The sequence below is a fragment of the Shewanella baltica genome (assembly GCF_900456975.1).
Classification (GTDB): domain Bacteria; phylum Pseudomonadota; class Gammaproteobacteria; order Enterobacterales; family Shewanellaceae; genus Shewanella; species Shewanella baltica.
In genome coordinates, this window is record NZ_UGYM01000002.1 from 909,319 (window position 1) to 933,748 (window position 24,430).

The following is a 24,430-nucleotide window of genomic DNA, read 5'->3' on the forward strand; positions in this document are numbered from 1 at the left end:
GCCTTGGCTTTTTGTTATGTGATTATCAACAGCTATGAGTAGCGTTAGGCTTTAGATGCAAGCTCCTGCTGCTTTGCCGTCTCTTGAGCCGCTAACTCTTGTGCTTTAATTGCCGCTTCGAGCTTAGCTTCAACATATCCCGGTGAATGGGTCGCTGCCGAGATTAATCGATACATGGCAGGGATGACGAGTAGTGTCACAAAGGTGGCGAATGCCATACCGAAGAACACTACAGTACCCACAGCGATACGACTTTCTGAACCTGCGCCCGTCGAGAAAATTAGCGGCACAGCGCCCACTAATGTGGTGAAGGCTGTCATTAGGATTGGCCGCAAACGACGGGATGAAGCGTCGATAATGGCTTTATCGAGTTCAAAGCCGCGGTCACGCAATTGGTTAGCAAACTCCACGATAAGGATACCGTTTTTGGTCACCATACCAATCAACATGATCATGCCGATCTGGCTGTAGATGTTGATCCCTTGACTGGTTAGCAGTAGGCCTAAGAAACCACCAAACACGCCCATAGGCACAGTAAACATCACCACTAATGGGTTGATAAAACTTTCAAACTGCGCGGCTAAGACTAAGTAAGCGACCAGTAAGGCCAAACCAAATACGATGAAGATACTGCTTTGGTTTTCCTTAAAGTCTTTGGATTCGCCGGTGTAGCCAATGGAAATATCTTTAGGCAATAATTCAATGGCTTTAGCATCAAGAAACTTTAAGCCTTCACCTAAGGTGTAACCTTCACTGACGTTAGCCTTTAGGGTGATCGATTTTTGCTTATTGGTGTGACTTAATCTTTGGGCCGAAGCAATCTCTTCGATATGGGTCACTGTATCAAGCGTCACTAATTCGCCTTTACCGGAACGCATGTAGATTTGGCTAAGATCGCCAACGTTGTTAAAACTATTTTCATCACCGCGCAAGTACACATCGTACTCTTCGCCGCGATCCACATAGGTGGTTTCGGTGCGACCGCCGAGCATGACTTCTAAGGTTTGCGACACTTCATCGACACTGATACCCAATTCAGCCGCGCGTTCTTTATCAACAGTGACAATAAGCTCTGGCGTGGTTTCGGCGTAGTCTAAGTCGGCGCCTTCCATCATAGGGCTGGCATTGGCTTCTTCTTTGAGCACCTGCGCCCACTTAAACAGTTCGGCATAGTCCGAACCACCAAGTACAAACTGCACGGGTTCACTCGATTGCCCCCTAAAGCCTGGCATCATAGGGCGAACCATCACATCGGGAATGTCCTTCAATGCTTTGCTTATAATCCCAAGTGCTTGCTGCGCTGATGCGGTGCGTGTACCCCAATCTTCAAGCTGCATAATAACAAAGCCTGTTTGATCGCCAGCACGGCCACCAAACGCGGGGGCTTGCACGCTAAAGGATCGCAGCACACCTTGACCCAGCAAGGGCATGAGTCTGTCTTCAACTATATCCATATTGGCTGTCATACGGTTATAACTGGTGCCTTCTGCGCCTTTAATAAAGGCGAACAATACACCGCGGTCTTCCTGCGGCGCGAGCTGTGAAGGTACTTGTTGCATTAACCAAGCGCTGCCGCCGATACAGGCGATGATAACTAAGGGCGCGAGTAGACGGAGTTTAATTGCCCGAGTCACAGCAACACGATAGACACTTTCCATGCGGGCAAAACCGCGATCGACCCAACGATTAAAGCGATTCGGTTTGACGTTAGCTTTCAGCAGTTTGCTGCTCAGTACAGGAGTAAGTGTCAGTGCCACTAAGGACGAGAACAGTACCGATACCGCTAGCATCACAGAGAACTCGGTAAATAACAGTCCGACCATGCCGTCCATAAAGGATATAGGTAGAAACACCATGACTAATACCGCTGTGGTGGCGACAACGGCAAAGCCTACTTCGCGGGTACCTTTATAGGCTGCTAATAAGGGCTCTTCACCTTTTTCGATATGGTGGAATATGTTCTCGACCACCACAATCGCATCATCGACCACTAGACCGATGGAGAGGATTAATGCCATCAATGTCAGTAGGTTAATCGAATAACCTAGCATGTTAGCGGCGATAAATGCCGAGATTAACGATACCGGAACCGTTACCGCAGGGATGAGTGTCGCCCGCGCTTGTCCGATAAAGATATACAGCACGAGTACCACTAAGGCGCCGGTGACATAAAGGGTGCTATACACCTCGTTAATCGAGCGGTCAATAAATACGGTAGAGTCGAAGTCGACCACTAGGCTAGTGCCTTCGGGCAGGAAGTCTTGTACGCGATCGACTTCTTGGTGCACTTCTTTGGCAACGAGCAATGGGTTGGCATCGGACTGGGCAATAATGCCTAAGCTGATGTTAACGATACCGTCGCTTTTGAAGGTAGAGTTTTCGTTTTGTGCGCCAACAGCCACATCGGCCACATCTTTTAAGTAGATAGGCGTGCCATCGCTGGCGGTACGCACCACAAGGTAGTCAAAATCCTTTGGCGTGTAGTACAAGCGTTTGGTACGCACCGACATCACAGTGGTGTCGTTTCGCACTTGGCCGCCGGGTGTTTCGATGTTTTCTTTGCGCAGCGCGTTCGTTATGTCTGTGACTGTGACATTGCGGCCCGCCATTTGCTCGGGTCTGAGCTTGACGTACATGACCTTGTATAAACCGCCAGAAATACTGATGGAGCTCACGCCGCTGATAAGGCTAAATCTGTCCTCTAACACGCGCTGGGCGTAATCCGTTAACTGAGTGCGGTCCATCACACTCGAACTTAAATTCACATAGACTGAGGGCTCGCCCGAACCGTTGTCTTTTGAGACGACAGGATCTTTCGCATCTTCAGGCAGCCTGCGCTGGGCGCGGGCCACAGCGTCACGCACATCACTTACGCCTTCGGTTAAGTTCCACCCGAGGAGGAATTTCACTGTGATACGCGAGCTACCATTACGTGTGGTCGACGTGATTTCGTCGATACCACTGATCCCCGTCAGTTCATCTTCTAGGGTTTTAGTGATCTGGCTTTCCATAATGGCCGCCGACGCACCCGAGTAACTGGTGCTAATTGTGACCACAGGGCTTTCGACGTCGGGCATTTCCCGTATCGACAATTTAGAGAAGGAGACTATGCCGAATACGCACAGCAGTAAGCTTAAAACGATGGCAACGACAGGGCGTTTAACCGAAACATCGGATAACCACATTATTTAGTCTCCGTAGCTTTTGGGCTTGAAAGCTCAGCCGCACGGGTAGATGCCTTGGCATCAAGCGTCACTTCATTGATTTGCAGACCATCGCGCATATTCACTAAGCCCTGCACCACGACTTTGTCACCTATTTTTAAACCGTTTTCAATCAAGACTTGATTATCGATACGCGCCCCTAACTGCACTTCGGTGCGGTTGGCAATGTGATCGGCATTAACTACGTATACGTAACGTTTAGTGCCAGAATATTCCAGGGCTTGTACTGGCACCATAGGTGCAGAAATCGCAGGGAACGTGATAGTGGACGACATCATCATGCCCGGTTTTAAGCGATTTTTTGGGTTGTCGAATTGCACCCGCACTTTAAGGTTTAAGGTTTCTTCATTGACGCGGGGATCGATAGCGACAACTTTGCCAGTAAAGGTTTCATCCGGCCAAGCACGGCTGGTGGCCGCCACTTGCATACCTATGCTCAATTGCGACAGGAAATGTTCTGGCACTTGTAAGTCGAGGCGCATGCTAGATAAATCATCAAGCGACATTAATTCAGTGCCTATGCTGACCATCTTGCCTTCGCTGAAATTAATCAGTCCCGTATTGCCCGCAAACGGCGCAATCAGCGAGTGGTAATGTAAATCGGCTTGGGCTGAAGCTAAGCGTGCTTGGGCGATATCCACACTGGCTTTTTGTGCGTCAATCTCGGTTTGGGTGATGGCGTTACGGCTGATCAGTTTTTCAAATTCTTTGAGTTTACGCTTTTCATCGTTGAGAAATGCATTAGCCTCGGCGACAGCGGCTTGGGTTTTCATATCATCGAGTTCGATGAGTAACTGGCCTTTTTTCACCGCTTGGTTTGAGGTCACGGCGACTTGCTTAATCTTACCTGTGACTTGCGGCGCGATGATCACCGCGCGCTCGGCAGCGAGTTTGCCGATAAGCGAGATAGATTGTGCTAACGGATATTCAACGACTTCACCCGTGACCACTGGAACGGTACGCATAAGGTGGGGAGCGCTTTCGGGTTTGGCTGCTTGAAGGACATCACTAAAACTCACCGCTGTGGCGATAACCGCAAGCAGGGCAATGGCAATAATGGTTTTTTTCATTGTAATTATTATCTCGCGCAAAGGCAGTTGAAAAAGGTGATAGCTCTAATGGGGCTATTCTAGTGAATAACCTATCTGAGTTGGGTAAAAGTTTGTAAAGGTAAGCAAACGAAAATGAAAGAAATTGTGTTTTTTGAGCCTTGAACACAATTCAACGCGGCTTTTGCGGTTTTTTTGTGCAAAGGGCCAGTGCGAGAAGACTCTAGTGCGCTAGGGATGGACCTCAGTACGCGTTTTTTCCACTGGGGCTTGAGTCGTTTCAACTTGAGGATATTGGCTTAAAATGGAAGCTAATCGACCATCGCTGCGCATACTTTCTAAGCCTTGATTAAAATCCGTCACTAACTGCTGATGATCCGTCACGGCCAGAGACACCCCTAAGTGAAATACCTCTGTCGCTATGGGTTGACCGACTTGTTCAAAGGCATCGTTATATTCAGCGGGGCCTTTTTTAATTAAGTATCTGGCTAAATTATGGCCAATCAAGACTAAGTCGATACGCTTTAAAAATAGCTTCTTGAGGTTCATTTCATCCGAATTACCTTCTTCGGTGGTGAGCCCTGCGGCGAAGATTTCGGGTGGATTAGCGTAACCGCGACCTATGCCAATCGTGTAGGGCTTGAGCTCAGAGAGCTGACTAAAGCTCAGCGGCGCATCTTTACGTTTATAAAACACGATTTGTACGGGTTGGATTGGCGCAGAATATTGAGCCCATTGCTCACGCTCTTTGCGATACCAGAGTCCAATAATGCCATCGGCTTGGCCCGTTTTAACGAGTAAGGCTGCGCGAGCGAAGGGATAAAACTTAAGGCTGGCATTGTAACCTTGGCGTTTAAAGGCTTCTTTGACCACTTGTGCGACGCCGCCCTGTTCGGGTAAAGCATCGGCATAAAAAGGAGGGTAGTTAGTGGCGACTAAATGGAGTTCTCGACCCGCAAATGCGGGGTGGATAAAGCCGAGCATAAACAAGCAAAAGCCAGATAATGTGAGTAATTTTTTCCCCATATCTACTCCAGCACTTAGGTGAGTCGCACTTGGCTTGAGTATAGTCAGAGTTAATAAAAACTGGCGAACTTATGAGTACTAAGATGAGTGCATGTTGAGAGCAATATAGATTTAGAACTATGCCGATTAAGAGCCATGCAGATTGAGAACGCTACAGATTTAGAACCATGGTGGGTGCCCGTTTTACCTTTGCTTATTTATACATTCGCGCCCTAACTTATTCATGCATTAGGGCGCTTGGGCATTCACATATTATGGCGAAGATATTAGTGAGGTATTTTATAGCGAAACCTGCTCACCCTGATACAGACCGCGGCTGAGTTTGCCGGCGTCAATAAGTAACAGTTCACCGGATTGACCATTCTTAATGCTGCTGTCTATCGCAATGATTTTATTGTGATAGAGACCAAGCACTTGCTCCTGCGATGTGTGTCCAACGACAATATGCTCGACCTTGAAATAGTTCAGTATGCTATCGATATCCGACTCTTTCAGTTCATCTTTAAAGTAACCGCGATACCAAGTCGGGCCATTGGTAAAAAACAGAAAGTTGAGTAAATCATCTTTCTTCAACTCGGCTTTTTTATCATCTAAATGCTGACGAAATAGTTGGTTAGCCTCGCTGATATGTAATTTACGCTCGACCCATTCAGGGCTGATGCCGCCGTGCATAAACAAGATATTATTGATTTTGACTAAGGTGTGTTTGCTGCGAAGCCATTGGCCGATTTCTGTGTCTTTGTTGTAGAGCGCATCGTAGTGGCGTTTGAGTAAATCTGCCGAGACTTGGTAGCGTTCGTTGACGTAGCGTAAGTCGCCGCGAAACACCATTTGCTCGTGGTTGCCCATGAGTAGATGTAAGCGCCCGCCCGCAGCTTGGGCTTCTTGATCTAAGGCATATAAAAACCACAATACTTCATTGACTTGATGGCCACGGTCAAACATGTCACCCGTCATTACCATATGACCGTCACCAAAGGCCCAGTGGTTATCTTTGTCGATAATCTTATGGGCTTTTAGCAAGTTAATCATTACATCAAACTGGCCGTGTACATCGCTAAGGGCGACAATTTTGCTGACATGAGTAAAGGTATCGGGCTCAACGGTGGCAGCTAGTGTGTGAAGATGGGGCTCTGGTAATTCACCGCAACTGGCAGGGCGAGTTAACTGCGCCTTCGCAATCGGCGTTTGTTTAAGCTCACTCTGGCAAATCCAATAGGCAGTGTCTTTTTGAGCATTGTCCAAAAACACATAAGGGCCATCGGTGACGCTGCTTTCTTGAATCTTTAGTTCTGGCTCGGCCTCACTGGTATTGGCCGCGAATGAGTTAAAGGAGAGTGAGACAAAGGGAAGCGCGGTAACAAGCCATAACAGGGACGCGAATTTTCTATGTCGCTTGAGTATCCATTGGCTGGCTCGGCTCAGTCGGGTGATAGAGAGTGTGATTGGGTGAGCCCCGACTGGCATCGAATTGATTCGCATTAGACCGCATCCTTGTTCTTGTTTTAGTTATTCATTCTGTCATTTTAGACACTTGAGTTGATGAGTATTCGAATGTGTAACTTTACGAAGTTAATCTCAAGTGTTCAATTTTAAACGCTCAGACTCAAGCGCTTAATCTCAAGTACTTAGTTTCAAGTGCTCAACATATTGAAAACACTAAATCATACGGATAAGGCTTAGGGTCGACAAGTCACGAGGCGGGCTAAATGAAACTTGCCCGCCTCATTATTCAGTTATTTCACACTTGTATGTCTATAGCTGATGACTGTCGTTGCATGGCATTAAACGTTGCATGCATTGACACTTACATGGCATTGACGACGGTATGACTATCGACAAACTGTTCGAAACTGACGATTTTGCCGCTGTGTATCTTCCATAAATGGGCGACTCGGGCGCTAAAATACTTGCCCGTTTTGACATAGGTACCTGAATAAGTGCCGAAGGCAAAAACCTTATCGCCTTGGGCGACATAGTCTTCGATATCGACGCGGTAGTTATCCCATTCAGTTTCGAGGCGAGCGAACACCTTGGTGGCTATCGCGCTAAAGCCTACGTAAGTGCCCGCATAGGGAAAACCTGCCGCCTCTGTCCAGCGTGCGTCACTCGCTAAGGCATGCTGAAGATTTTTGGCGTTCTCGGCTGAGCTACTTCCCTCATAGCTGCTTTTAACCAGTGCAAGATTCGCATCAGTCTGCCTTGCTGTTTCTATAAGACTTAACTGAGCAGGCTCACTCACTAATGAGCCTGTTGAAATACCATTAAGCATTGGCATGATTATGACTCAAACTGTGCTTCAAGATGGCTTAGCCACTGGGCGGGCTGGCCGTAGAAGCGGTTGATATTAATGGCGGTGATGTTGCCATCATCATCCTCTATAGCCATCGAAGGGAAACCTTGGGCGCCTATCAAATTCAATAATGCTCTGGATTCAACGATATGCTCATACAGCTTGTCATCTCCTTGGGCATAATGCTGTGCAAAGGTTATAGGGTCGAGCCCAAGTTCAGCGGCTAAGCTGGCGAGATTACCTTCATCACTGGCGCTGTGACCATCGCGGTAATGGGCCAGTTGTACTGAGTGTAGATAGGCCAAACTGTCGCCGCCCATAGCATTGACTGCGAGCATGGCTTTAATGGGGGGCGCCGAGTCGAGTACGACTGTGGTATCGCGCAGCAGACCATCAAAGTATTTTTCACCAAAAGGCTGGCCGGTTAGTTCGCTAATGCGCAGATCGTGGGGCATAACATAGTCGCGCCAGTTGGCATCGATTTGTTTGCGTCTTGGGCCTGTGAGCATACCGCCGCCGTGAAGCTTAATGGTAAAGCCAGCTTTGGCTGCAGCATCGAGTAACGGCGCTGCGGCATAACACCAACCACATAAAGGGTCGATAATCGCGTGCAGAGTACGCACTTTGGCCGTTGGTGTGCTGCTGGCCGTGCTAGCAGAATGAGTTGTTGGGGTAGTCATAGTGTTAAACCTTTTGGCTTAAGTTCGTCGCTACATTAACGACTTAAGCCCTTTGATATCATCGATTAAAATCGTTAGTTTGGTACCGTTATTTAGGTGCATTCATTTAGCTAAAAAATGGCACGCAATCGCTCACGTGCCTGTCTTTAACTATTTTCACTTAAATGCCTGCACCAAATCACCTGTATATTAAGTGCCGAGATGTGAGTGCCGGGCTTACATAGGCCAGGTCATTTCGCCCATGTAAACTTTGGCGCTGATTTCAAGCCCTGCATCGGCTGGCATTTGTGGGTATAGCGCCAGCATCTTTTGGATTAATTCGGCTGAATCTTTCGAGGCTTTTGCTGCGACTTCAAAGGCTTTTACATAGTCACGGGTAAAACCGATGGCACGGGTATCAAATCGCGCTTCGCCTAAATAGTGCCCCGGGATCACTGTGGTCGGCAGCAGTTTTTCCATCGCATCTAAATGAGTTAACCATTCCTGACGCTCTGCGGTAGTTTGAGTGTCAGCCATCCAAACATGCGTGTTATCAAATACTTCTACGCCACCTGTAATGGTTTTTGCCGATGGTACCCACAGGAAAGTGTGTTTAGGATGTTTATCATTAAAACCTTCGATAATCACTTGCTCACCGTCGATGGTGAAAGTGTCGCTGTGAATCGCCTTAGGTAACACTAATTCACTTGGCGCATTGTCCTTTAAAATCGGACCCCAGTAGGCGAGCTTGCCTTCCATTGAGGCTTTAATGGCATCGACTGTGGTTTGAGTCGCGACAATTTGTGCATCGGGGAAATTCTTTTTAATCACGGCTAAGCCGAAATAAAAGTCAGGGTCACTATGGCTGATATATACCTGAGTCAGCTTTTTACCGCTGGCCTTAATCGTATCAACCAAGGTTTGGGCATCGTTATTTTGAAATTGCGCATCGACTAACATCATTTCGTGTTCGCCGCTGATAAAGCTCGATGACACGGCAAAGATGCTGTTTTCGCCCGGATTAAAATGGCTCACTTGCAATGGTGCCGCATTGACCACACCGAGTCCCGCTAGCAGCAAGGTAGCGGCTAGACTGATTTTAGACGAGGCCTTCAATGTGGCGTTAACTGTGTTGCGTATAGCATAGGTCGATGTGTTCATTTTTGGCTCACTTATAGTCACAGGATGAAAGAGTAAAAAGGTTCGATTTAGCATTCATTGATTTGCAGCTGCTGCAAAAAGTGAGTTAAGTATAGGTTGCAGTAATCAATAGATAAATGCGAGTATCTGCCCATATTTGTTGCATTAATCGGACGAATAGCCGGATGAACTCTTAGTTATTATTCATGTGGGGGCGCGAGTATGTGAGTGGGCCTAGTGATTGAACGTGAGTGATTGAACGTTATTGATTGAACATGAGTGGAGATAAATCATGGATAGACTCGAAGCGGCTAAGGTGTTTGTGACTATTGTCGAGCGCGGCAGCATGATCAGCGCCGCTAATGCCTTAGATATGTCGCGTTCTATGGTGACCCGTTACTTGAGCGAAATGGAAGAATGGTCCGGTGCTAGATTGTTGCATCGTTCGACGCGCAGCCTCAGCTTAACGCCAGCGGGTGAGCAAGTACTGGATTACTGCCATCGACTGCTCGAATTGGCTAATGAAGTGCCAGCGGTGAGTCATGCTTCGGTGGCGATTCCGCGCGGATTATTGCGCATTAGCTGCTCCCAGTTTTTGGCGCATCAGATTTTAGCGCCCGTGGTGCACCAATACTTAGCCAGTTATCCGCAGGCGAGTGTGAATATCCACGTGAGTAGCCAAACTGTCGATCTGGTCGCCGAGCGGATTGATCTGGCGATTCGCATCACCAATGAACTCGATCCCAACCTTATCGCAAGGCGCTTGGGGGAATGTGAATCTGTGGTGTGCGCTGCACCGAGTTATCTTGCCGCGCGTGCCGCCGTGCTGCATCCCGAAGATTTGACCCAGCATAATTGCTTAACCTATTCCTACTTTGGCGATGTGATGTGGCGGTTTTATCAAGCCGATCTGGCTGCGAAACAGGCTCAGGCGCTGAACTCCGATCCTAAGTTAAACCAAGGGCAGGCGTTTAATGTGCCTGTGAATGGCAATTTCAGCGCCAATGATTCTATGGTGGTACTTAATGCCACGCTGGCAGGTGAGGGGATTGCAATGCAACCGCTGTGGGCGGCGAGACCCTATTTAGATTCGGGTCAGTTAGTGCCTTTGTTAACTGAGTTCATGCCGCAGTCACTGGGTGTGTATGGCGTATATCAATCTCGCAAACATATGCAGCCTGCACTTAGGGTGATGATGGACATGCTGGTGGCTTATTTTGCCAGTTTGAAATAGTGCCAGTTTAAAATAGTGTTAGCTTGAAATAGTGCCAAAGCTTGCGGCACTTATAGCGTAAGGGGATGCCATAAAAAAGGAGCTTAACCCTTTCGAGTTAAACTCCTCAGATACATGCTTGACTAGATTCTAGATCTACTTAATCATGCGCTTGTATTTCAAGCGGTGTGGCTCAACCACATCGGCGCCATAGGTGTTCTTCAACCATGCCGAGTATTCTGTGTAGTTACCTTCGTAGAAGTTCACTTGGCCCTCGTCACGGTAATCCAGAATGTGGGTCGCGATACGGTCGAGGAACCAACGGTCATGCGAAATCACCATAGCGCAACCTGGGAATTCCAGAATCGCTTCTTCCAGTGCGCGCAGGGTTTCAACGTCTAAGTCGTTGGTGGGTTCGTCGAGTAATAAGACGTTACCGCCCGCTTGCAGCAGTTTGGCTAAATGTACTCGGTTACGTTCACCACCCGACAAGGTGCCGATAACTTTTTGCTGATCGCCACCACGGAAGTTGAAGCGGCCTACATAGGCGCGGCTCGGGATTTCCATGTTGTTGATACGCATGATGTCTTGACCACCGGAGATTTCTTCCCAAATGGTGTTTTTATCATTCATTGAATCGCGGAACTGCTCAACCGATGCCAGTTGCACAGTATCACCCAGCTCAATGCTGCCGCTGTCTGGCGTTTCAGCGCCGGATAACATGCGGAACAGGGTTGATTTACCCGCGCCGTTGGCACCGATAATACCGACGATCGCGCCCTTAGGCACAGAGAACGACAGGTTGTCGATGAGTACGCGGTCACCGTAAGACTTGGTCAGGTTATTCACTTCAATAACCTTGTCACCTAAACGTGGTCCGGGCGGAATAAATAGCTCGTTAGTTTCGTTACGTTTTTGGTAATCGTTAGTGTTCAGCTCTTCAAAGCGCGCCATACGGGCCTTGCCCTTAGATTGACGGCCTTTCGCACCTTGGCGTACCCATTCCAATTCCTTGGCAATGGTCTTTTGGCGAGCACTTTCGGTGGCAGATTCTTGCTTCAGACGGGCGTCTTTCTGTTCAAGCCATGAAGAATAGTTACCTTCCCACGGAATACCTTCACCGCGGTCGAGTTCTAAAATCCAGCCAGCGGCATTGTCGAGGAAGTATCTGTCATGGGTAATCGCGACCACAGTACCGGCATATTCCTGCAAGAAGTGCTCAAGCCACGCCACAGATTCAGCATCCAAGTGGTTGGTTGGTTCGTCCAGTAACAGCATTTCTGGCTTTTCAAGCAGCAATCGGCATATCGCTACGCGGCGACGTTCACCACCGGATAACACTTCGATTTTTTCATCCCAATCTGGCAGACGCAGGGCGTTAGCTGCGCGCTCAAGGATATGATCTAAGTTATGCGCATCCTGGGCTTGGATAATGGCTTCGAGTTCACCTTGCTCTTTGGCAAGGGCGTCGAAATCTGCATCCGGCTCTGCGTAGGCAGCGTAAACGGCATCGAGGCGAGTCAGGGCATTTTTTGCCTCTGCAACCGCTTCTTCAATCGCTTCACGCACGGTTTGATTCAGATCGAGTTTAGGTTCCTGCGGCAGGTAACCGATTTTCAATCCCGGCATTGGGCGCGCTTCACCTTCAATTTCGGTGTCGATACCCGCCATAATGCGCAGTAGTGTCGACTTACCTGAACCGTTGAGGCCGAGTACGCCAATTTTGGCGCCGGGGAAAAAGCTTAAAGAAATATCTTTAAGGATCTGCTTCTTAGGCGGAACAATTTTACCCACCCGCAGCATGCTGTAAACAAACTGAGCCATTTTTCTCTATCTTAAGTGACTAATGATGCGGCTAATTCTACTCGATTGCGCGCCGAACTCAACTCGACAATGAGCCAAGTTCAAGTACTATCCACAGGAATTTCATGTTTCAAATACTGGGATTGTGGTCGCGTTCCGAGTAGAATACCGCGCAACCCTACCTATAAGAATTGGCAGCTGGAGTAAGCAATGCTGAAAAAAGATATGAATATCGCAGATTATGATCCGGAACTGTTTAAGGCAATTCAGAATGAAACTCTGCGTCAAGAAGAGCATATTGAGCTGATTGCTTCTGAAAACTACACCAGTCCACGCGTGATGGAAGCGCAAGGTTCACAGTTAACCAATAAGTACGCTGAAGGCTATCCAGGCAAGCGTTACTACGGTGGTTGTGAGTATGTGGACGTAGTTGAAACCTTAGCGATTGAACGTGCTAAAGAACTGTTTGGCGCAACTTACGCTAACGTACAACCTCATTCTGGTTCACAGGCAAACAGCGCTGTTTACATGGCATTGTTAAAACCTGGCGATACCGTGCTGGGCATGAACTTAGCCCACGGTGGTCACTTGACCCACGGTTCGCCCGTTAACTTCTCTGGCAAACTGTACAACATCATTCCTTACGGTATCGACGAGTCAGGTAAAATTGACTACGACGAAATGGAACGTCTGGCCGTAGAACATAAACCTAAGATGATGATCGGCGGTTTCTCTGCCTATTCTGGTATAGTTGACTGGGCAAAAATGCGTGAAATCGCAGATAAAATAGGTGCTTACCTATTTGTCGACATGGCGCACGTTGCTGGTCTTATTGCTGCTGGCGTTTATCCAAACCCTGTTCCACACGCACACGTTGTGACGTCAACGACCCACAAAACTTTAGCGGGTCCTCGTGGTGGTGTGATCCTGTCTGCTGCTGACGATGAAGACTTGTACAAGAAGTTGAATTCAGCGGTATTCCCAGGCGGACAAGGTGGCCCATTAATGCACGTTATCGCTGGTAAAGCGGTTGCGTTCAAAGAAGCCCTAGAGCCAGAATTTAAAGTGTACCAACAGCAAGTAGTTAATAACGCTAAAGCTATGGTTGAAGTGTTCCTTGAGCGCGGTTACAAAATCGTCTCTGGCGGAACCAGCAACCACTTGATGCTAGTTGATCTGATTGGTCGTGACTTAACCGGTAAAGAAGCCGATGCCGCCTTAGGTAGCGCTAACATTACCGTGAACAAAAACTCAGTGCCAAACGATCCACGTTCACCCTTTGTGACCTCAGGTGTGCGTATCGGTACGCCAGCCATTACGCGCCGCGGCTTTAAAGAAGCGGAATCGAAAGAGCTGACAGGCTGGATTTGTGACATCCTTGATGATGCAAGCAATCCTGCAGTGATTGAGCGTGTGAAGGGCCAAGTACTGGCACTGTGTGCACGTTTCCCTGTTTACGGCTAATTTGCTGACGCATCTAGGTTTAAGTGCGTATGTGCTTAAGTAGATGATTGGCTGAGAGTGATCGCTTGCTGACTAGGTACTTACATGAGGTACTTAACATCCGGTAGTTAACCTCAGCCCATAAATAGGATAAAATCCCATGGCCGCATCAAGCGGCCATTTTTATTGGTAAAATCTTAGGCTTAAATCCATTGCGTTTAGCTGAGATTTAACAGGTAAAGCCATTAACGCTTTACTCGCATTCACTGGCAGGAGGCTCAATGCATTGTCCATTTTGCAGCGCGACAGATACTAAAGTCATCGATTCTCGATTAGTGGCGGAAGGCCATCAAGTGCGCCGTCGCCGAGAATGCACCGAATGCCATGAAAGATTTACCACCTTCGAAGGCGCCGAGTTAGTCATGCCTAGGGTGATTAAACGTGATGGTTCACGCCAACCCTTCGATGAAGAAAAACTCCAAGGTGGCATGCTGCGCGCCGTTGAAAAACGCCCCGTGTCTATGGATGAAATAGAGCAAGCGCTTAGCAAAATCAAATCGACCCTACGCGCCACTGGCGAGCGGGAAGTGCCCTCAGAAATGGTGGGTAACTTGATGATGGAGCAATTGATGAGCCTAGATAAAGTCGCCTACATACGTTTTGCTTCTGTGTACCGCGCCTTTGAAGACGTGTCTGAATTTGGTGAAGCCATCGCCAAACTGCAAAAGTAGTTATTCGATTTTTGTGGCCTGTCGTTCAGGCTTCTGGTTGCGCTAGCTTTAAAAGAGGCTTTTGATTAATAGCTTCCGCAAGACAGGTTCTAAAAACAGATTTACAAGACTGGTGAAAGCCGAAACCTTTAACAACAGGGTTGAACATGAGCTTGAACATAAGTTGGTCCGTACTCGATACCCAAATGATGAGCCGCGCGATTCAATTGGCGCGCAAAGGCTTTTACACCACGAGACCCAATCCCAGTGTGGGCTGCGTTATCGTTAAAGATAATCAGATCGTCGGCGAAGGTTATCATCAAAAAGCGGGTGAGCCCCACGCCGAAGTGCATGCACTACGTATGGCTGGCGAACACGCCCGCGGCGCAACGGCCTATGTCACCTTAGAGCCTTGCAGCCATTATGGCCGCACGCCGCCCTGCGCCTTGGCACTGATCAATATTGGCGTTAAGCGTGTGGTGGTGGCGGTGGAAGATCCTAATCCGCAAGTGGGTGGTCGCGGTATTCAAATGCTGCGCGACGCCGGTATTGAAGTGGATGTGGGATTACACCGCGATGAAGCTTATGCCTTGAATTTAGGTTTTATGAAGCGCATGGAATCAGGTTTACCCAGAGTTACAGTCAAATTAGCTGCGAGTCTCGATGGTAAAACCGCGCTGTCTAACGGTGTGTCTAAATGGATTACCGGGCCTGAATCTCGCCGCGACGTGCAGCGCTTACGCTTACGTTCCTGCGCGTTGGTGACTGGGATTGAAACCATACTGGCTGACGATCCCTCACTCAATGTACGATATCGAGAGCTTGGCGGCATAAAAGACAGCGTAACCGAGGCGCAATTACTGCAGCCATTAAGAGTGATACTCGATAGTCGCGCCCGTTTGCCGTTATCGGCTGCCTGTTTGGCTATCGTATCGTCGATACTCTTGGTCTCGACCGTGGCTTATCCCGCAGAGTTTCAAGCACAATTGCCCTCCCATGTGAGTTGCCTCGTGTTACCTGCGATTGCAGGTCGCGTATCCTTACCTGAACTATTAAGCTATTTAGGCCAAAGTTGTAATCACGTGCTGGTGGAAGCGGGTGCAACCTTAGCGGGCGCTTTTTTAGCAGAGGGGCTGGCCGATGAATTAGTGCTGTACCAAGCGATGAAAATCCTTGGTGGGCAAGGGCGTAATCTGCTGCAGCTACCCGATTATCAAACCATGGCGCAAATTCCTGCATTAACTTTGGTCGATGAGCGCAAATTAGGGCCAGATACCCGTTTAATCTTGAGCGTTAAGCTTGATACTTCTTTATTTAATTAAGTGAGTTAACCATGTTTACTGGGATTATTGAAGCCGTTGGCACCCTGCGCAAACTGGAGCGTAAAGGCGATGATATTCGTCTTACCGTGGCGAGCGGCAAACTGGATTTAAACGATGTGCGTTTAGGCGACAGTATTGCCACCAACGGCGTGTGCTTAACGGTTGTGCAGCAATTAGCCGACGGTTATGTGGCTGATGTCTCTGCCGAAACAGTGAGTCTCACCGGTTTTGCTCACTACAAAGTGGGCACTAAGGTGAATCTTGAAAAAGCCGTCACCCCAACCACACGCTTAGGCGGACACATGGTCAGCGGCCATGTAGACGGGATTGCTATGGTTGAGCAACGCCTAGTGCGTGGTCAAGCTATCGAGTTTTGGTTAGCCGCACCCGCAGAGCTTGGGCGTTACATTGCCCATAAAGGTTCCATCACCATTGATGGCGTGAGTTTGACGGTTAACGAAGTGGACGGTAGTCGATTCCGCCTGACCATAGTGCCGCATACCGCTGGTGAAACCACGTTAATCGACCTGCAAGCGGGCGATATGGTGAATATCGAAGTGGATTTAATCGCCCGTTATCTTGAACGCTTGATGAATTATGATGGCAAAGACAGCAAGAGCGGTGGTGTCACCATGGAAATGTTAGCCCGTGCTGGCTTTGTGCGTTAGTGCACAGGAGCAGATTATTTAACTTAAGCTTATCGGCAGCTTAGGTTATTTAGGTATAGAATTTCATAACAACAGCAAAATCATAAGGTCCTACAATGGCGCTGCACAGTATAGAAGAGATCATCGAAGATATTCGTCAAGGCAAAATGGTTATTTTGATGGATGACGAAGACAGAGAAAACGAAGGTGATTTGATCATGGCGGCCGAAATGGTAACGCCAGAAGCGATTAACTTTATGGCGAAATATGGCCGTGGACTCATTTGCCAGACCATGACCAAAGCCCGTTGCCAGCAGTTAAATCTGCCCTTAATGGTGACGAACAACAACGCCCAGTTCTCGACTAACTTTACAGTTTCTATTGAAGCAGCCGAAGGCGTGACTACCGGTATTTCGGCCCACGATCGCGCGGTAACGGTAAAAGCGGCCGTGGCTAAAGAGGCTAAAGCGTCTGATTTAGTGCAACCTGGGCATATCTTCCCGTTAATGGCACAGGACGGCGGCGTATTAACCCGCGCAGGCCACACTGAAGCCGGTTGTGATTTAGCCCGTCTTGCGGGACTTGAGCCATCGGGCGTTATCGTTGAGATTTTGAACGAAGACGGCACTATGGCACGCCGCCCAGATTTAGAGATTTTCTCCGAGTTGCACGGCATCAAAATCGGCACCATCGCGGCATTGATCGAGTATCGCAACACCAAAGAAACCACGGTTGTGCGTGAAGCTAAATGTAAACTACCGACCCGTTTCGGCGAGTTCGACATGGTGACTTTCAGAGACACTATCGACAATCAACTGCATTTTGCCTTAGTCAAAGGTGAGGTGAAGAGTGATTGTTTGGTGCGCGTGCATCTGCAAAACACCTTCAACGATTTACTCCATTCAGAGCGCGATCAGCAACGCAGCTGGCCACTCGAAAAGGCGATGGAGCGTATTTCAGCAGAAGGTGGCGTATTGGTTTTACTAGGGAATCAAGAACATCCCTGTGAAATCCTCTCTAAGGTGAAAGCCTTTGAAGCCGAAGATCAAGGCCAAGCGCCTGCTTCTGCAAAATGGCAGGGAACGTCGCGCCGTGTGGGTGTGGGTTCGCAAATCCTCGCTAGCCTTGGCGTGACTAAGATGCGCCTGCTCAGCTCGCCTAAACGTTACCATTCACTTTCGGGCTTCGGCCTTGAAGTGACTGAGTATGTGGCGGACTAAAACCCAAAGTTACACTGAAGTAAAATTAACAATTTCTGATAATTTGCATAGGGCTCTGGGCAATTGGCTGTGATATCATGTCGCCACTTTTCGCCCCGAGCTGGGTGCTTTAGCTAAATTAGGTAAGATAATGAACGTAGTTCAAGGTAATATCGAAGCGAAAAATGCCAAAGTTGCGATTGTAATTTCGCGTTTCAACAGCTTTTTAGTTGAGAGCTTGCTTGAAGGTGCACTTGACACGCTGAAACGTTTTGGCCAAGTCAGCGACGACAATATCACTGTTGTCCGTGTACCAGGTGCGGTTGAGTTGCCGCTAGCTGCGCGTCGCGTAGCTGCCAGTGGTAAATTCGACGGTATTATCGCATTAGGTGCGGTGATCCGTGGTGGTACTCCTCATTTTGATTTTGTTGCAGGCGAATGTAATAAAGGTCTAGCTCAAGTTGCTTTAGAATTTGATCTGCCTGTTGCTTTCGGTGTTTTGACCACAGATACCATTGAACAAGCTATTGAACGTTCAGGTACCAAAGCGGGTAACAAAGGCGGCGAAGCTGCTTTAAGTCTGCTTGAAATGGTCAATGTTCTGCAAGAACTTGAACAACAGTTGTTATAGTAGGAAAAATAATGAAGCCTTCTGAGCGCCGCAAGGCCCGCCGTTTAGCCGTTCAAGCCATCTATTCATGGCAACTAAGCGGGAATAATATTGCCGATGTCGAGCATGAGTTTTTAACTGAACAAAGCCTCGACGGTGTTGATGTAGCTTATTTTCGTGAGCTATTTTCAGGCGTTGCAACGAAGAAAACCCAATTGGATGAGCTGATCATCCCGCATCTGGAACGCCCGATTGATGAAGTGTCTCCAGTAGAGAAAGCCATAGTTCGTTTAGCGACCTATGAGCTGACTTTCCGTAAAGATGTGCCATACAAGGTCGCGATTAACGAAGCGATTGAGTTGGCAAAAGCTTTCGGTGCGGACGAGAGTCATAAGTTTGTGAACGGACTGCTCGACAAACTGGTTGCACGCAAGTAATAAAGACAAACGGTATCTTAGGATACCGTTTTTCATTGCTAACAAAGGTGGCCGATGTAAGTCGTGCCAAACTGTACAGTGAAAGAATTCCAATTAATTGAATGTTATTTTAGCAACCGCGGCCCCACTCGCCGTGATGTGAAGCTTGGCATCGGTGACGATTGCGCTTTAGTGCAACCCGCAGAAAACAAGTCGATTGCTATCTCCTGTGACACCTTAGTCGAAAATGTCCATTTCTTCCCCGATATGCCTCCTGCTGCCTTAGGTTACAAAGCCTTAGCGGTAAATTTATCTGATCTGGCTGCCATGGGCGCAGAGCCCGCGTGGATGACGCTTGCCTTGACGCTACCCGAAGTCGATGAAACTTGGCTCAGCGGTTTTAGCGAAGGTTTATTTGAAGCGGCCGATTACTATGGCATCGCCTTAATTGGCGGCGATACGACTCGTGGCCCACGGGCGATTAATATCACAGTGCACGGCCAAGTCCCACAGGGTAAGGCACTCACGCGTCATGGTGCTAAAGCCGGTGATTGGATTTATGTCACGGGCACGCTCGGAGATTCGGCCTTAGGTCTGGATATCATTCGCGGCGCCCAACAGGCTAGAGCTGAGCACAAAGAATTCCTGATTAATCGCCATTATCGCCCAACACCAAGAGTCTTAGCGGGCCAAGCTTTGCGTTCGCTAGCCTCCAGTGCTATCGACCTTTCCGACGGGTTTATCTCGGATATCGGTCATGTGCTTAAGGCTTCGGCAGTTGGTGCGGTTGTCGATGTCAATTGCATCCCGCTTTCGCGTGCGATGCAAGATACCGTCAGCGAGGAGCATGCCTTAGGTTATGCGCTGACAGGCGGCGAAGATTACGAATTGCTGTTCACCGTTCCTGAGGCGCAAAAAGGCGCGCTTGAGACAGCATTAAGCCATGCAGGAGCAAAATTTGTTCGTGTTGGGCAAATTTGTGCGGGCAGTAAGCTCAAGTTACAACTCAATGGTGAGCCGTTTACGCCGCCGTATCACGGTTTCGAGCACTTTTAAGCGAAGAGCATGTTAATGAAATGGTTGTCAAAGGATCAGGCGTTAACGCGCCTGTCATTAAAAAATCCTGTCCACTTTTTGGCACTCGGTTTCGGTAGCGGACTCGCCGCTAAAGCGCCCGGTACTTTCGGTACCATAGCTGCTATTCCCCTCTATTTACTGATGGCGCCATTACCGCTTGCTTGGTATCTGGGCTTAACTTTAGTGAGTGTATTTGCAGGATTTTATATCTGTGGTAAAGCGGCACATGACATGGGCGTACACGACCATGGCGCGATTGTGTGGGATGAAGTGGCTGGACTGTTGATCACTATGATAGCGGCACCAGCGGGCTGGATTTGGCTGTTAGTGGGCTTTGGTTTATTTCGCTTTTTTGACATCATCAAACCTTGGCCAATCCGTTGGCTCGATGCCAAAGTCGAAGGTGGTTTTGGCATTATGATTGACGATGTTTTAGCGGGCGTATTTGCCTTTATCTGTCTGCAAGGGCTAGTCTGGTGTGTTAGCTAACATGATAGCTAAATTGGCATAATAGTTAACATGGCCAACAACTAACCCTTAGCTTTTGATTTCGCATTTTTCTGATTGAAGCTTGATTGAAGGGATTAGCTGAACATCCCTTATCTCTTATCCCTTTTCTGTTTGATTCTACTATTGCAGCAGTTCCCTTGCGTTCGCTAGGGTATTGCTAGTGATAGTATCGCCACCTAATAGTCTTGCAAGCTCTTGAATACGTTGCTCACGATCGAGCGACTTCATTGTGGTCTCAGTACTGCCCGCCTTATTAAACTTATCGACGAACATGTGTTGATGACCATTGCCCGCAACTTGCGGCAAGTGAGTCACGCACAGTACTTGGGTCGATTCCCCTAAGCTGCGTAACATGCGGCCAACCACTGCGGCTGTGGGGCCGGAAATCCCGACATCCACCTCATCGAAAATCAATGTCGGCGTGGCAACTTTCTTCGCGGTAATGACTTGGATCCCTAAGCCTATCCGTGAAAGTTCACCGCCAGATGCGACTTTCGAAATCGGTTGTAAAGGTTGGCCAGGGTTAGTGGTGACCATAAATTCGATATTGTCACTGCCGTTGGCTGACATTTGCTCTGGGTGGAAATTGACTTCGATAGTAAATTTACCCTTAGGCATATTCAGTTCGTGGATTGACTGAGTCACGAGTTTGTCGAGTTCTTTGGCATATCTAGCGCGGCTTTGGCTGAGTTTTTGTGCGTTGCTAAGGTAAGCGGCTCTACTGGCATCGACCTGTAGTTGAATTTCTTCGAGCTTGCTTTCGTCACTGTCTAAGGTGCTCAGTTCTGCTTTTAATGCTAGATGATGTTCGGCCAGTTTATTCGGGCTAACATGGTGCTTACGCGCCAGTTGCATGGCTTTTGATAGCCGTTCTTCTAAATAGGCAAAGTGGGTTGGATCGAGTTCAAGCTTACTCAAATAGTGCTGTAATTCGCCTGCGCTTTCTTGCACTTGGATTAAGGCATCATTGAGCATAGTGCTGATATTGCTTAATGCAGGATCGTAGTTTTGCAGATCTTCGGCGAGGGAAACTACTCGATTAAGCAGCGACTCTATATTGTTCTCTTCGCCTTCAGTGAGTATATCTAGACTCGCCTGACAGGTATCAATCAACTCAGTGCCATTGGCAAGACGTTTGTGCTCTTGCTCAATTTCATCGAACTCATCGACTTTAAGATCAAACTCATCGAGTTCTTCTACTTGATATTGCACTAATTGCTTACGGGCAATACGTTCATGCTGGGAGGCTTCGAGTTGTTTTAGATCGGCCTCAATTTGCTTGCAGCGTTGAAAGCTGGCGGCAACCGTATCGATAAGTAATCTGTGGTTGGCATAACTGTCGAGCAAGGTGAGTTGATGTTCACTTTTTAACATTGCATGGTGCGCATGTTGACCGTGAATACCGATAAGCAACTGACCCAGTAATTTGAGCTGCGTCAGTGGCACTGGATTACCATTGATGTAGGCGCGCGAGCGGCCATCGCTACCAATAGTTCGACGTAGGATGCACTCATCATCGAGTTCAAGATCGTTATCTTCTAACCAACGTTTTGCCAGTGGAATATCATCCAAGGAAAAGCGGGCGCTGACCTCGGTTTTATTGGCTCCTGGGCGAACACTGCTGGCATCGGCGCGATTGCCTAGGCACAGGCCTAGCGCATCGATGGCGATCGATTTACCCGCACCGGTTTCACCTGTGATGCTGGTCATACCGGGGCGAAAATCCAGTTCTAAAAAACGGACGATTGCGAAGTTATTAATGCTGAGTTGGCAAAGCATAGTGAATTCCTGTCGAAAAACATACCAAACCACTGTATTGATAAACAGTATATACTGATTTTATATACAGTAAAGTGGCTTGGGTAAATAATCGGCATTATCGGCAGTAAATATTTTTAATTGACTGATTATGCATGGGTTCTTACTAAGCTTTCTAAGATAGGCAAACTAAAAAAAGTGACTAAGGTGCCAAATAGAATGCCCTGAGCACTGGTTGAAGCTTGAGTGTTATAGCGCTGGGCGAGCAAGTACACGCTAGCAGCTGTGGGTAGTGCGCTCAAGATCACGCCCATGATCAGGTAGTCACCGCTTACACCAAAACGGTTAAGCATAAAGTAGACGAGTGCCGGTTGGACAACTAGCTTGAAGAGGTTGATAAGGCTCAGTTCGATAAAATTCTTGGGGCTAAATACGCTGCTATCTTTCTGGTAGCGCATCGCTTTGGCGAGCACCATGCCGATGGCAAACAGCGCGCACGGGCTTGAGGTATTGCCAATTTGCTGGATCATTAGCGCCAGCCCAGAAGGCAGTTTTATCTCTAGCGCCGAAATGCCGACGCCAATCAAGCTACCAATAACGATAGGGTTTTTACCGACCGCCATCATCATTATGACTAAGGCGTGGTGTTGTCTTTGGGTGTTAGTGGCCAGTTCCATCGAGACTAAGGCGACGGCAAACATCAGCACGGATAATAAGCTGGCAATAGCGGCGGCAACTAAGGCACTTTGCTGCTGCGGGAATAAGATGATAAGCAGTGGAATACCAATAAATGCCGTATTACCAAAGGTGGCATTAAGGGCTCGAATAGCGGCAACCGCATGCTGTTTAGGGTTAGCAAGCAGCGAGAGCCCAAGGCAGACAAGATAAGTAATCGCCATAGCCGTGCTGTAGCCCGCAATGAATCCCCATTGCAAAATTTCATCAATCGGTTGCTGGGCGAGGGCGATAAGCATGATCGCAGGGAACGCAATATAGTACACATACTGGTTTAGCACTTGATCCGTATCGACGGGCAAGAGTTTCAATTTTTGCACTAGTGTGCCGAGCAACATGATCCCGAAGACGGCAAACAGAGGGGTTAAAATGGTCATTTCCCTCACTCATCCTTACGATTAAATTTGAATAAACTCAGCCACCACCGTTATTTCTACTATCGCTCTGATTTTAGGTGGGCGCTTGCCTTTTTTATGTCACGTTAGAACCAGAACTAGCGCCAGCGCAGTAAAACTCGCCACAAAATAACATATCATTTCAGTCTAAGGCTATTGCGCTATGGTCGTATAAGTGGATTAATTGATGTTTAAAACACAACGACTTAGCGTACGCTGTGATTGTTGATGACTTTATATAGTGCCTAAAGTGGGCAGCTAGAACAGAATTAGGACATGCAATGAGTGATGATTTAGGCGCTGAACTACAACTTGTCTATCTTTTTGTGCATTTAGTCAATGCGGGCAGTTTTTCACAGGCGGCGAAGGAGCTTGATATGCCCATTGCCACAGTGAGCCGCAAGTTAGCTAAGTTGGAAGAGAAGCTCGATAAGCAGCTCTTTATGCGCAGTACTCGCAAGTTGCGACTGACAGAGGAAGGGCTGGCACTCTTCCAACGCTACCAGAGTGTGGTTGCTCAATTTGATGAACTGAGTGGTTTAGGCAGCGATAAACCCGAGGGCACCCTGCGCATCGCCGCGCCGATTTCGATTATTTCCATCGTGTTTATTCAAGCTTTGAATGAATTTGGCCGCCTGTATCCCGATATCCGTTTACACATTTCCCAGAGCAATGAGTTAGTGGATTTGATCGACAAGGGCATAGATGTGGCGATTGTCGGCGGGGCTCAGCCTGATTCTTCGTGGGTGTCGAGTACCTTAGGCGAGCTGGATTATTGCCTGTTTGCCACGCCAGAATATTTGGCTCAGGCACCTAAACTTGAGCATCCCGATGATCTCGAAGCCCATCAACTGATAAAAGTCTGGCCGCTGTTTAATTGGCATTTAAAGCATCCGAGCGGTGAGTCTTTTTATTTTAATGGCCAAACTAAGTTGACCCTCACGGATTTACACGGTGCGATTCAGGCGACCTTAGGCCATGGTGGGATCTTGTATGGTCCCGAACTATTTGTAAAACAGCAGATTAAAGAAGGGAAACTTAAAGTGTTATTGCCAGAATGGATTGGCGAGCAGAGGCGGATTTCGATTTTATATCATCAGCGCAGCCAGCAGCCGCTAAAGGTCAGAGTCTTTATTGAGTTTATGCAGTCAAAGGCGCCAGAGTTATTCTCTATGCGTTGATTTAACGAGGGGGAACTGAT

21 protein-coding genes are annotated in these 24,430 nt (G+C 48.1%); 11 read left to right on the forward strand and 10 right to left on the reverse strand.

Annotation, left to right across the window (positions count from 1 at the left end):
* Positions 1–44 precede the first annotated feature (44 nt).
* The 7 genes from DYH48_RS04030 to DYH48_RS04060 form a co-directional block, all read right to left on the reverse strand.
* Positions 45–3,185: a multidrug efflux RND transporter permease subunit gene (locus DYH48_RS04030; protein WP_115334116.1), complete on the reverse strand. Its 3,141-nt coding sequence runs from the start codon at positions 3,183–3,185 to the stop codon at positions 45–47.
* Positions 3,185–4,294, reverse strand: coding sequence for an efflux RND transporter periplasmic adaptor subunit (locus tag DYH48_RS04035; protein ID WP_115334117.1), 1,110 nt, complete (start codon positions 4,292–4,294; stop codon positions 3,185–3,187). Before DYH48_RS04035 ends, DYH48_RS04030 begins: the two co-directional genes overlap by 1 nt.
* A gap of 210 nt (positions 4,295–4,504) precedes the next feature.
* Positions 4,505–5,299: a substrate-binding periplasmic protein gene (locus DYH48_RS04040; RefSeq protein ID WP_011847468.1), complete on the reverse strand. Its 795-nt coding sequence runs from the start codon at positions 5,297–5,299 to the stop codon at positions 4,505–4,507.
* 279 nt (positions 5,300–5,578) lie between these two features.
* Complete coding sequence (locus DYH48_RS04045; RefSeq protein ID WP_115334118.1) at positions 5,579–6,781, reverse strand: metallophosphoesterase; 1,203 nt, start codon at positions 6,779–6,781, stop codon at positions 5,579–5,581.
* A gap of 325 nt (positions 6,782–7,106) precedes the next feature.
* Complete coding sequence (locus DYH48_RS04050) at positions 7,107–7,577, reverse strand: nuclear transport factor 2 family protein (protein WP_172481150.1); 471 nt, start codon at positions 7,575–7,577, stop codon at positions 7,107–7,109.
* 2 nt (positions 7,578–7,579) lie between these two features.
* Positions 7,580–8,272 carry a DsbA family protein gene (locus DYH48_RS04055; protein ID WP_115334119.1) on the reverse strand — a complete coding sequence of 231 codons (693 nt, stop codon included), beginning with the start codon at positions 8,270–8,272 and terminating at the stop codon, positions 7,580–7,582.
* Between the two features lie 216 nt (positions 8,273–8,488).
* The gene (locus DYH48_RS04060) at positions 8,489–9,412 is read right to left on the reverse strand and encodes an MBL fold metallo-hydrolase (RefSeq protein ID WP_115334120.1); all 924 of its coding nucleotides are present in this window, start codon (positions 9,410–9,412) and stop codon (positions 8,489–8,491) included.
* A gap of 271 nt (positions 9,413–9,683) precedes the next feature.
* On the opposite strand from DYH48_RS04060, the gene DYH48_RS04065 reads away from it, so the two are divergent.
* The gene (locus DYH48_RS04065) at positions 9,684–10,625 is read left to right on the forward strand and encodes a LysR family transcriptional regulator (RefSeq protein WP_115334121.1); all 942 of its coding nucleotides are present in this window, start codon (positions 9,684–9,686) and stop codon (positions 10,623–10,625) included.
* Between the two features lie 135 nt (positions 10,626–10,760).
* Here the strand turns inward: DYH48_RS04065 and ettA are convergent, their stop codons facing one another.
* Positions 10,761–12,428, reverse strand: a complete 1,668-nt coding sequence (ettA, locus tag DYH48_RS04070) for an energy-dependent translational throttle protein EttA (RefSeq protein WP_115334122.1) — start codon at positions 12,426–12,428, stop codon at positions 10,761–10,763.
* Positions 12,429–12,617: 189 nt separating this feature from the next.
* Here ettA and glyA point away from each other — a divergent pair, with 189 nt between their 5' ends.
* The 9 genes from glyA (at position 12,618) to DYH48_RS04115 (ending at position 20,320) form a co-directional block, all read left to right on the forward strand.
* Entirely contained in the window at positions 12,618–13,871 is a 1,254-nt protein-coding gene (gene glyA / locus DYH48_RS04075; RefSeq protein WP_006082644.1) for a serine hydroxymethyltransferase, read from the forward strand.
* A 260-nt stretch (positions 13,872–14,131) separates the two neighbouring features.
* Positions 14,132–14,581 carry a transcriptional regulator NrdR gene (nrdR, locus tag DYH48_RS04080; protein ID WP_006082643.1) on the forward strand — a complete coding sequence of 150 codons (450 nt, stop codon included), beginning with the start codon at positions 14,132–14,134 and terminating at the stop codon, positions 14,579–14,581.
* Positions 14,582–14,727: 146 nt separating this feature from the next.
* On the forward strand, positions 14,728–15,882 hold the full coding sequence (ribD, locus tag DYH48_RS04085; protein WP_172481151.1) for a bifunctional diaminohydroxyphosphoribosylaminopyrimidine deaminase/5-amino-6-(5-phosphoribosylamino)uracil reductase RibD: 1,155 nt from the start codon (positions 14,728–14,730) through the stop codon (positions 15,880–15,882).
* An 11-nt stretch (positions 15,883–15,893) separates the two neighbouring features.
* Positions 15,894–16,550, forward strand: a complete 657-nt coding sequence (locus tag DYH48_RS04090) for a riboflavin synthase (RefSeq protein ID WP_006086876.1) — start codon at positions 15,894–15,896, stop codon at positions 16,548–16,550.
* Between the two features lie 95 nt (positions 16,551–16,645).
* Complete coding sequence (gene ribBA / locus DYH48_RS04095; protein ID WP_006082640.1) at positions 16,646–17,749, forward strand: bifunctional 3,4-dihydroxy-2-butanone-4-phosphate synthase/GTP cyclohydrolase II; 1,104 nt, start codon at positions 16,646–16,648, stop codon at positions 17,747–17,749.
* Positions 17,750–17,879: 130 nt separating this feature from the next.
* Positions 17,880–18,359 carry a 6,7-dimethyl-8-ribityllumazine synthase gene (ribH, locus tag DYH48_RS04100; RefSeq protein ID WP_006082639.1) on the forward strand — a complete coding sequence of 160 codons (480 nt, stop codon included), beginning with the start codon at positions 17,880–17,882 and terminating at the stop codon, positions 18,357–18,359.
* A gap of 11 nt (positions 18,360–18,370) precedes the next feature.
* The gene (gene nusB / locus DYH48_RS04105) at positions 18,371–18,775 is read left to right on the forward strand and encodes a transcription antitermination factor NusB (RefSeq protein WP_006082638.1); all 405 of its coding nucleotides are present in this window, start codon (positions 18,371–18,373) and stop codon (positions 18,773–18,775) included.
* Between the two features lie 78 nt (positions 18,776–18,853).
* Positions 18,854–19,810 carry a thiamine-phosphate kinase gene (gene thiL, locus DYH48_RS04110; RefSeq protein ID WP_037392620.1) on the forward strand — a complete coding sequence of 319 codons (957 nt, stop codon included), beginning with the start codon at positions 18,854–18,856 and terminating at the stop codon, positions 19,808–19,810.
* 15 nt (positions 19,811–19,825) lie between these two features.
* Entirely contained in the window at positions 19,826–20,320 is a 495-nt protein-coding gene (locus tag DYH48_RS04115) for a phosphatidylglycerophosphatase A family protein (protein WP_115336093.1), read from the forward strand.
* A gap of 141 nt (positions 20,321–20,461) precedes the next feature.
* On the opposite strand, the gene recN is transcribed toward DYH48_RS04115, so the two are convergent.
* Complete coding sequence (gene recN, locus DYH48_RS04120) at positions 20,462–22,120, reverse strand: DNA repair protein RecN (RefSeq protein WP_115334123.1); 1,659 nt, start codon at positions 22,118–22,120, stop codon at positions 20,462–20,464.
* Positions 22,121–22,248: 128 nt separating this feature from the next.
* Entirely contained in the window at positions 22,249–23,211 is a 963-nt protein-coding gene (locus DYH48_RS04125) for an AEC family transporter (protein ID WP_115334124.1), read from the reverse strand.
* 299 nt (positions 23,212–23,510) lie between these two features.
* On the opposite strand from DYH48_RS04125, the gene DYH48_RS04130 reads away from it, so the two are divergent.
* Positions 23,511–24,410: a LysR family transcriptional regulator gene (locus DYH48_RS04130; protein WP_115334125.1), complete on the forward strand. Its 900-nt coding sequence runs from the start codon at positions 23,511–23,513 to the stop codon at positions 24,408–24,410.
* The last annotated feature ends 20 nt before the right edge of the window (positions 24,411–24,430 follow it).

What these genes read in the sequence shown, in the direction of transcription:
- DYH48_RS04040 (WP_011847468.1), bottom strand. Translation starts at nt 5,299, where the DNA reads ATGGGGAAAAAATTACTCACATTATCTGGCTTTTGCTTGTTTATGCTC.
- glyA (WP_006082644.1), top strand. Translation starts at nt 12,618, where the DNA reads ATGCTGAAAAAAGATATGAATATCGCAGATTATGATCCGGAACTGTTT.
- nrdR (WP_006082643.1), top strand. Translation starts at nt 14,132, where the DNA reads ATGCATTGTCCATTTTGCAGCGCGACAGATACTAAAGTCATCGATTCT.
- DYH48_RS04035 (WP_115334117.1), bottom strand. Translation starts at nt 4,294, where the DNA reads ATGAAAAAAACCATTATTGCCATTGCCCTGCTTGCGGTTATCGCCACA.
- ribD (WP_172481151.1), top strand. Translation starts at nt 14,728, where the DNA reads ATGAGCTTGAACATAAGTTGGTCCGTACTCGATACCCAAATGATGAGC.
- DYH48_RS04130 (WP_115334125.1), top strand. Translation starts at nt 23,511, where the DNA reads ATGAGTGATGATTTAGGCGCTGAACTACAACTTGTCTATCTTTTTGTG.
- DYH48_RS04115 (WP_115336093.1), top strand. Translation starts at nt 19,826, where the DNA reads ATGAAATGGTTGTCAAAGGATCAGGCGTTAACGCGCCTGTCATTAAAA.
- DYH48_RS04065 (WP_115334121.1), top strand. Translation starts at nt 9,684, where the DNA reads ATGGATAGACTCGAAGCGGCTAAGGTGTTTGTGACTATTGTCGAGCGC.
- nusB (WP_006082638.1), top strand. Translation starts at nt 18,371, where the DNA reads ATGAAGCCTTCTGAGCGCCGCAAGGCCCGCCGTTTAGCCGTTCAAGCC.
- DYH48_RS04060 (WP_115334120.1), bottom strand. Translation starts at nt 9,412, where the DNA reads ATGAACACATCGACCTATGCTATACGCAACACAGTTAACGCCACATTG.
- ribBA (WP_006082640.1), top strand. Translation starts at nt 16,646, where the DNA reads ATGGCGCTGCACAGTATAGAAGAGATCATCGAAGATATTCGTCAAGGC.
- ribH (WP_006082639.1), top strand. Translation starts at nt 17,880, where the DNA reads ATGAACGTAGTTCAAGGTAATATCGAAGCGAAAAATGCCAAAGTTGCG.
- DYH48_RS04045 (WP_115334118.1), bottom strand. Translation starts at nt 6,781, where the DNA reads ATGCGAATCAATTCGATGCCAGTCGGGGCTCACCCAATCACACTCTCT.
- DYH48_RS04050 (WP_172481150.1), bottom strand. Translation starts at nt 7,577, where the DNA reads ATGCCAATGCTTAATGGTATTTCAACAGGCTCATTAGTGAGTGAGCCT.
- DYH48_RS04125 (WP_115334124.1), bottom strand. Translation starts at nt 23,211, where the DNA reads ATGACCATTTTAACCCCTCTGTTTGCCGTCTTCGGGATCATGTTGCTC.
- DYH48_RS04055 (WP_115334119.1), bottom strand. Translation starts at nt 8,272, where the DNA reads ATGACTACCCCAACAACTCATTCTGCTAGCACGGCCAGCAGCACACCA.
- DYH48_RS04090 (WP_006086876.1), top strand. Translation starts at nt 15,894, where the DNA reads ATGTTTACTGGGATTATTGAAGCCGTTGGCACCCTGCGCAAACTGGAG.
- ettA (WP_115334122.1), bottom strand. Translation starts at nt 12,428, where the DNA reads ATGGCTCAGTTTGTTTACAGCATGCTGCGGGTGGGTAAAATTGTTCCG.
- recN (WP_115334123.1), bottom strand. Translation starts at nt 22,120, where the DNA reads ATGCTTTGCCAACTCAGCATTAATAACTTCGCAATCGTCCGTTTTTTA.
- DYH48_RS04030 (WP_115334116.1), bottom strand. Translation starts at nt 3,185, where the DNA reads ATGTGGTTATCCGATGTTTCGGTTAAACGCCCTGTCGTTGCCATCGTT.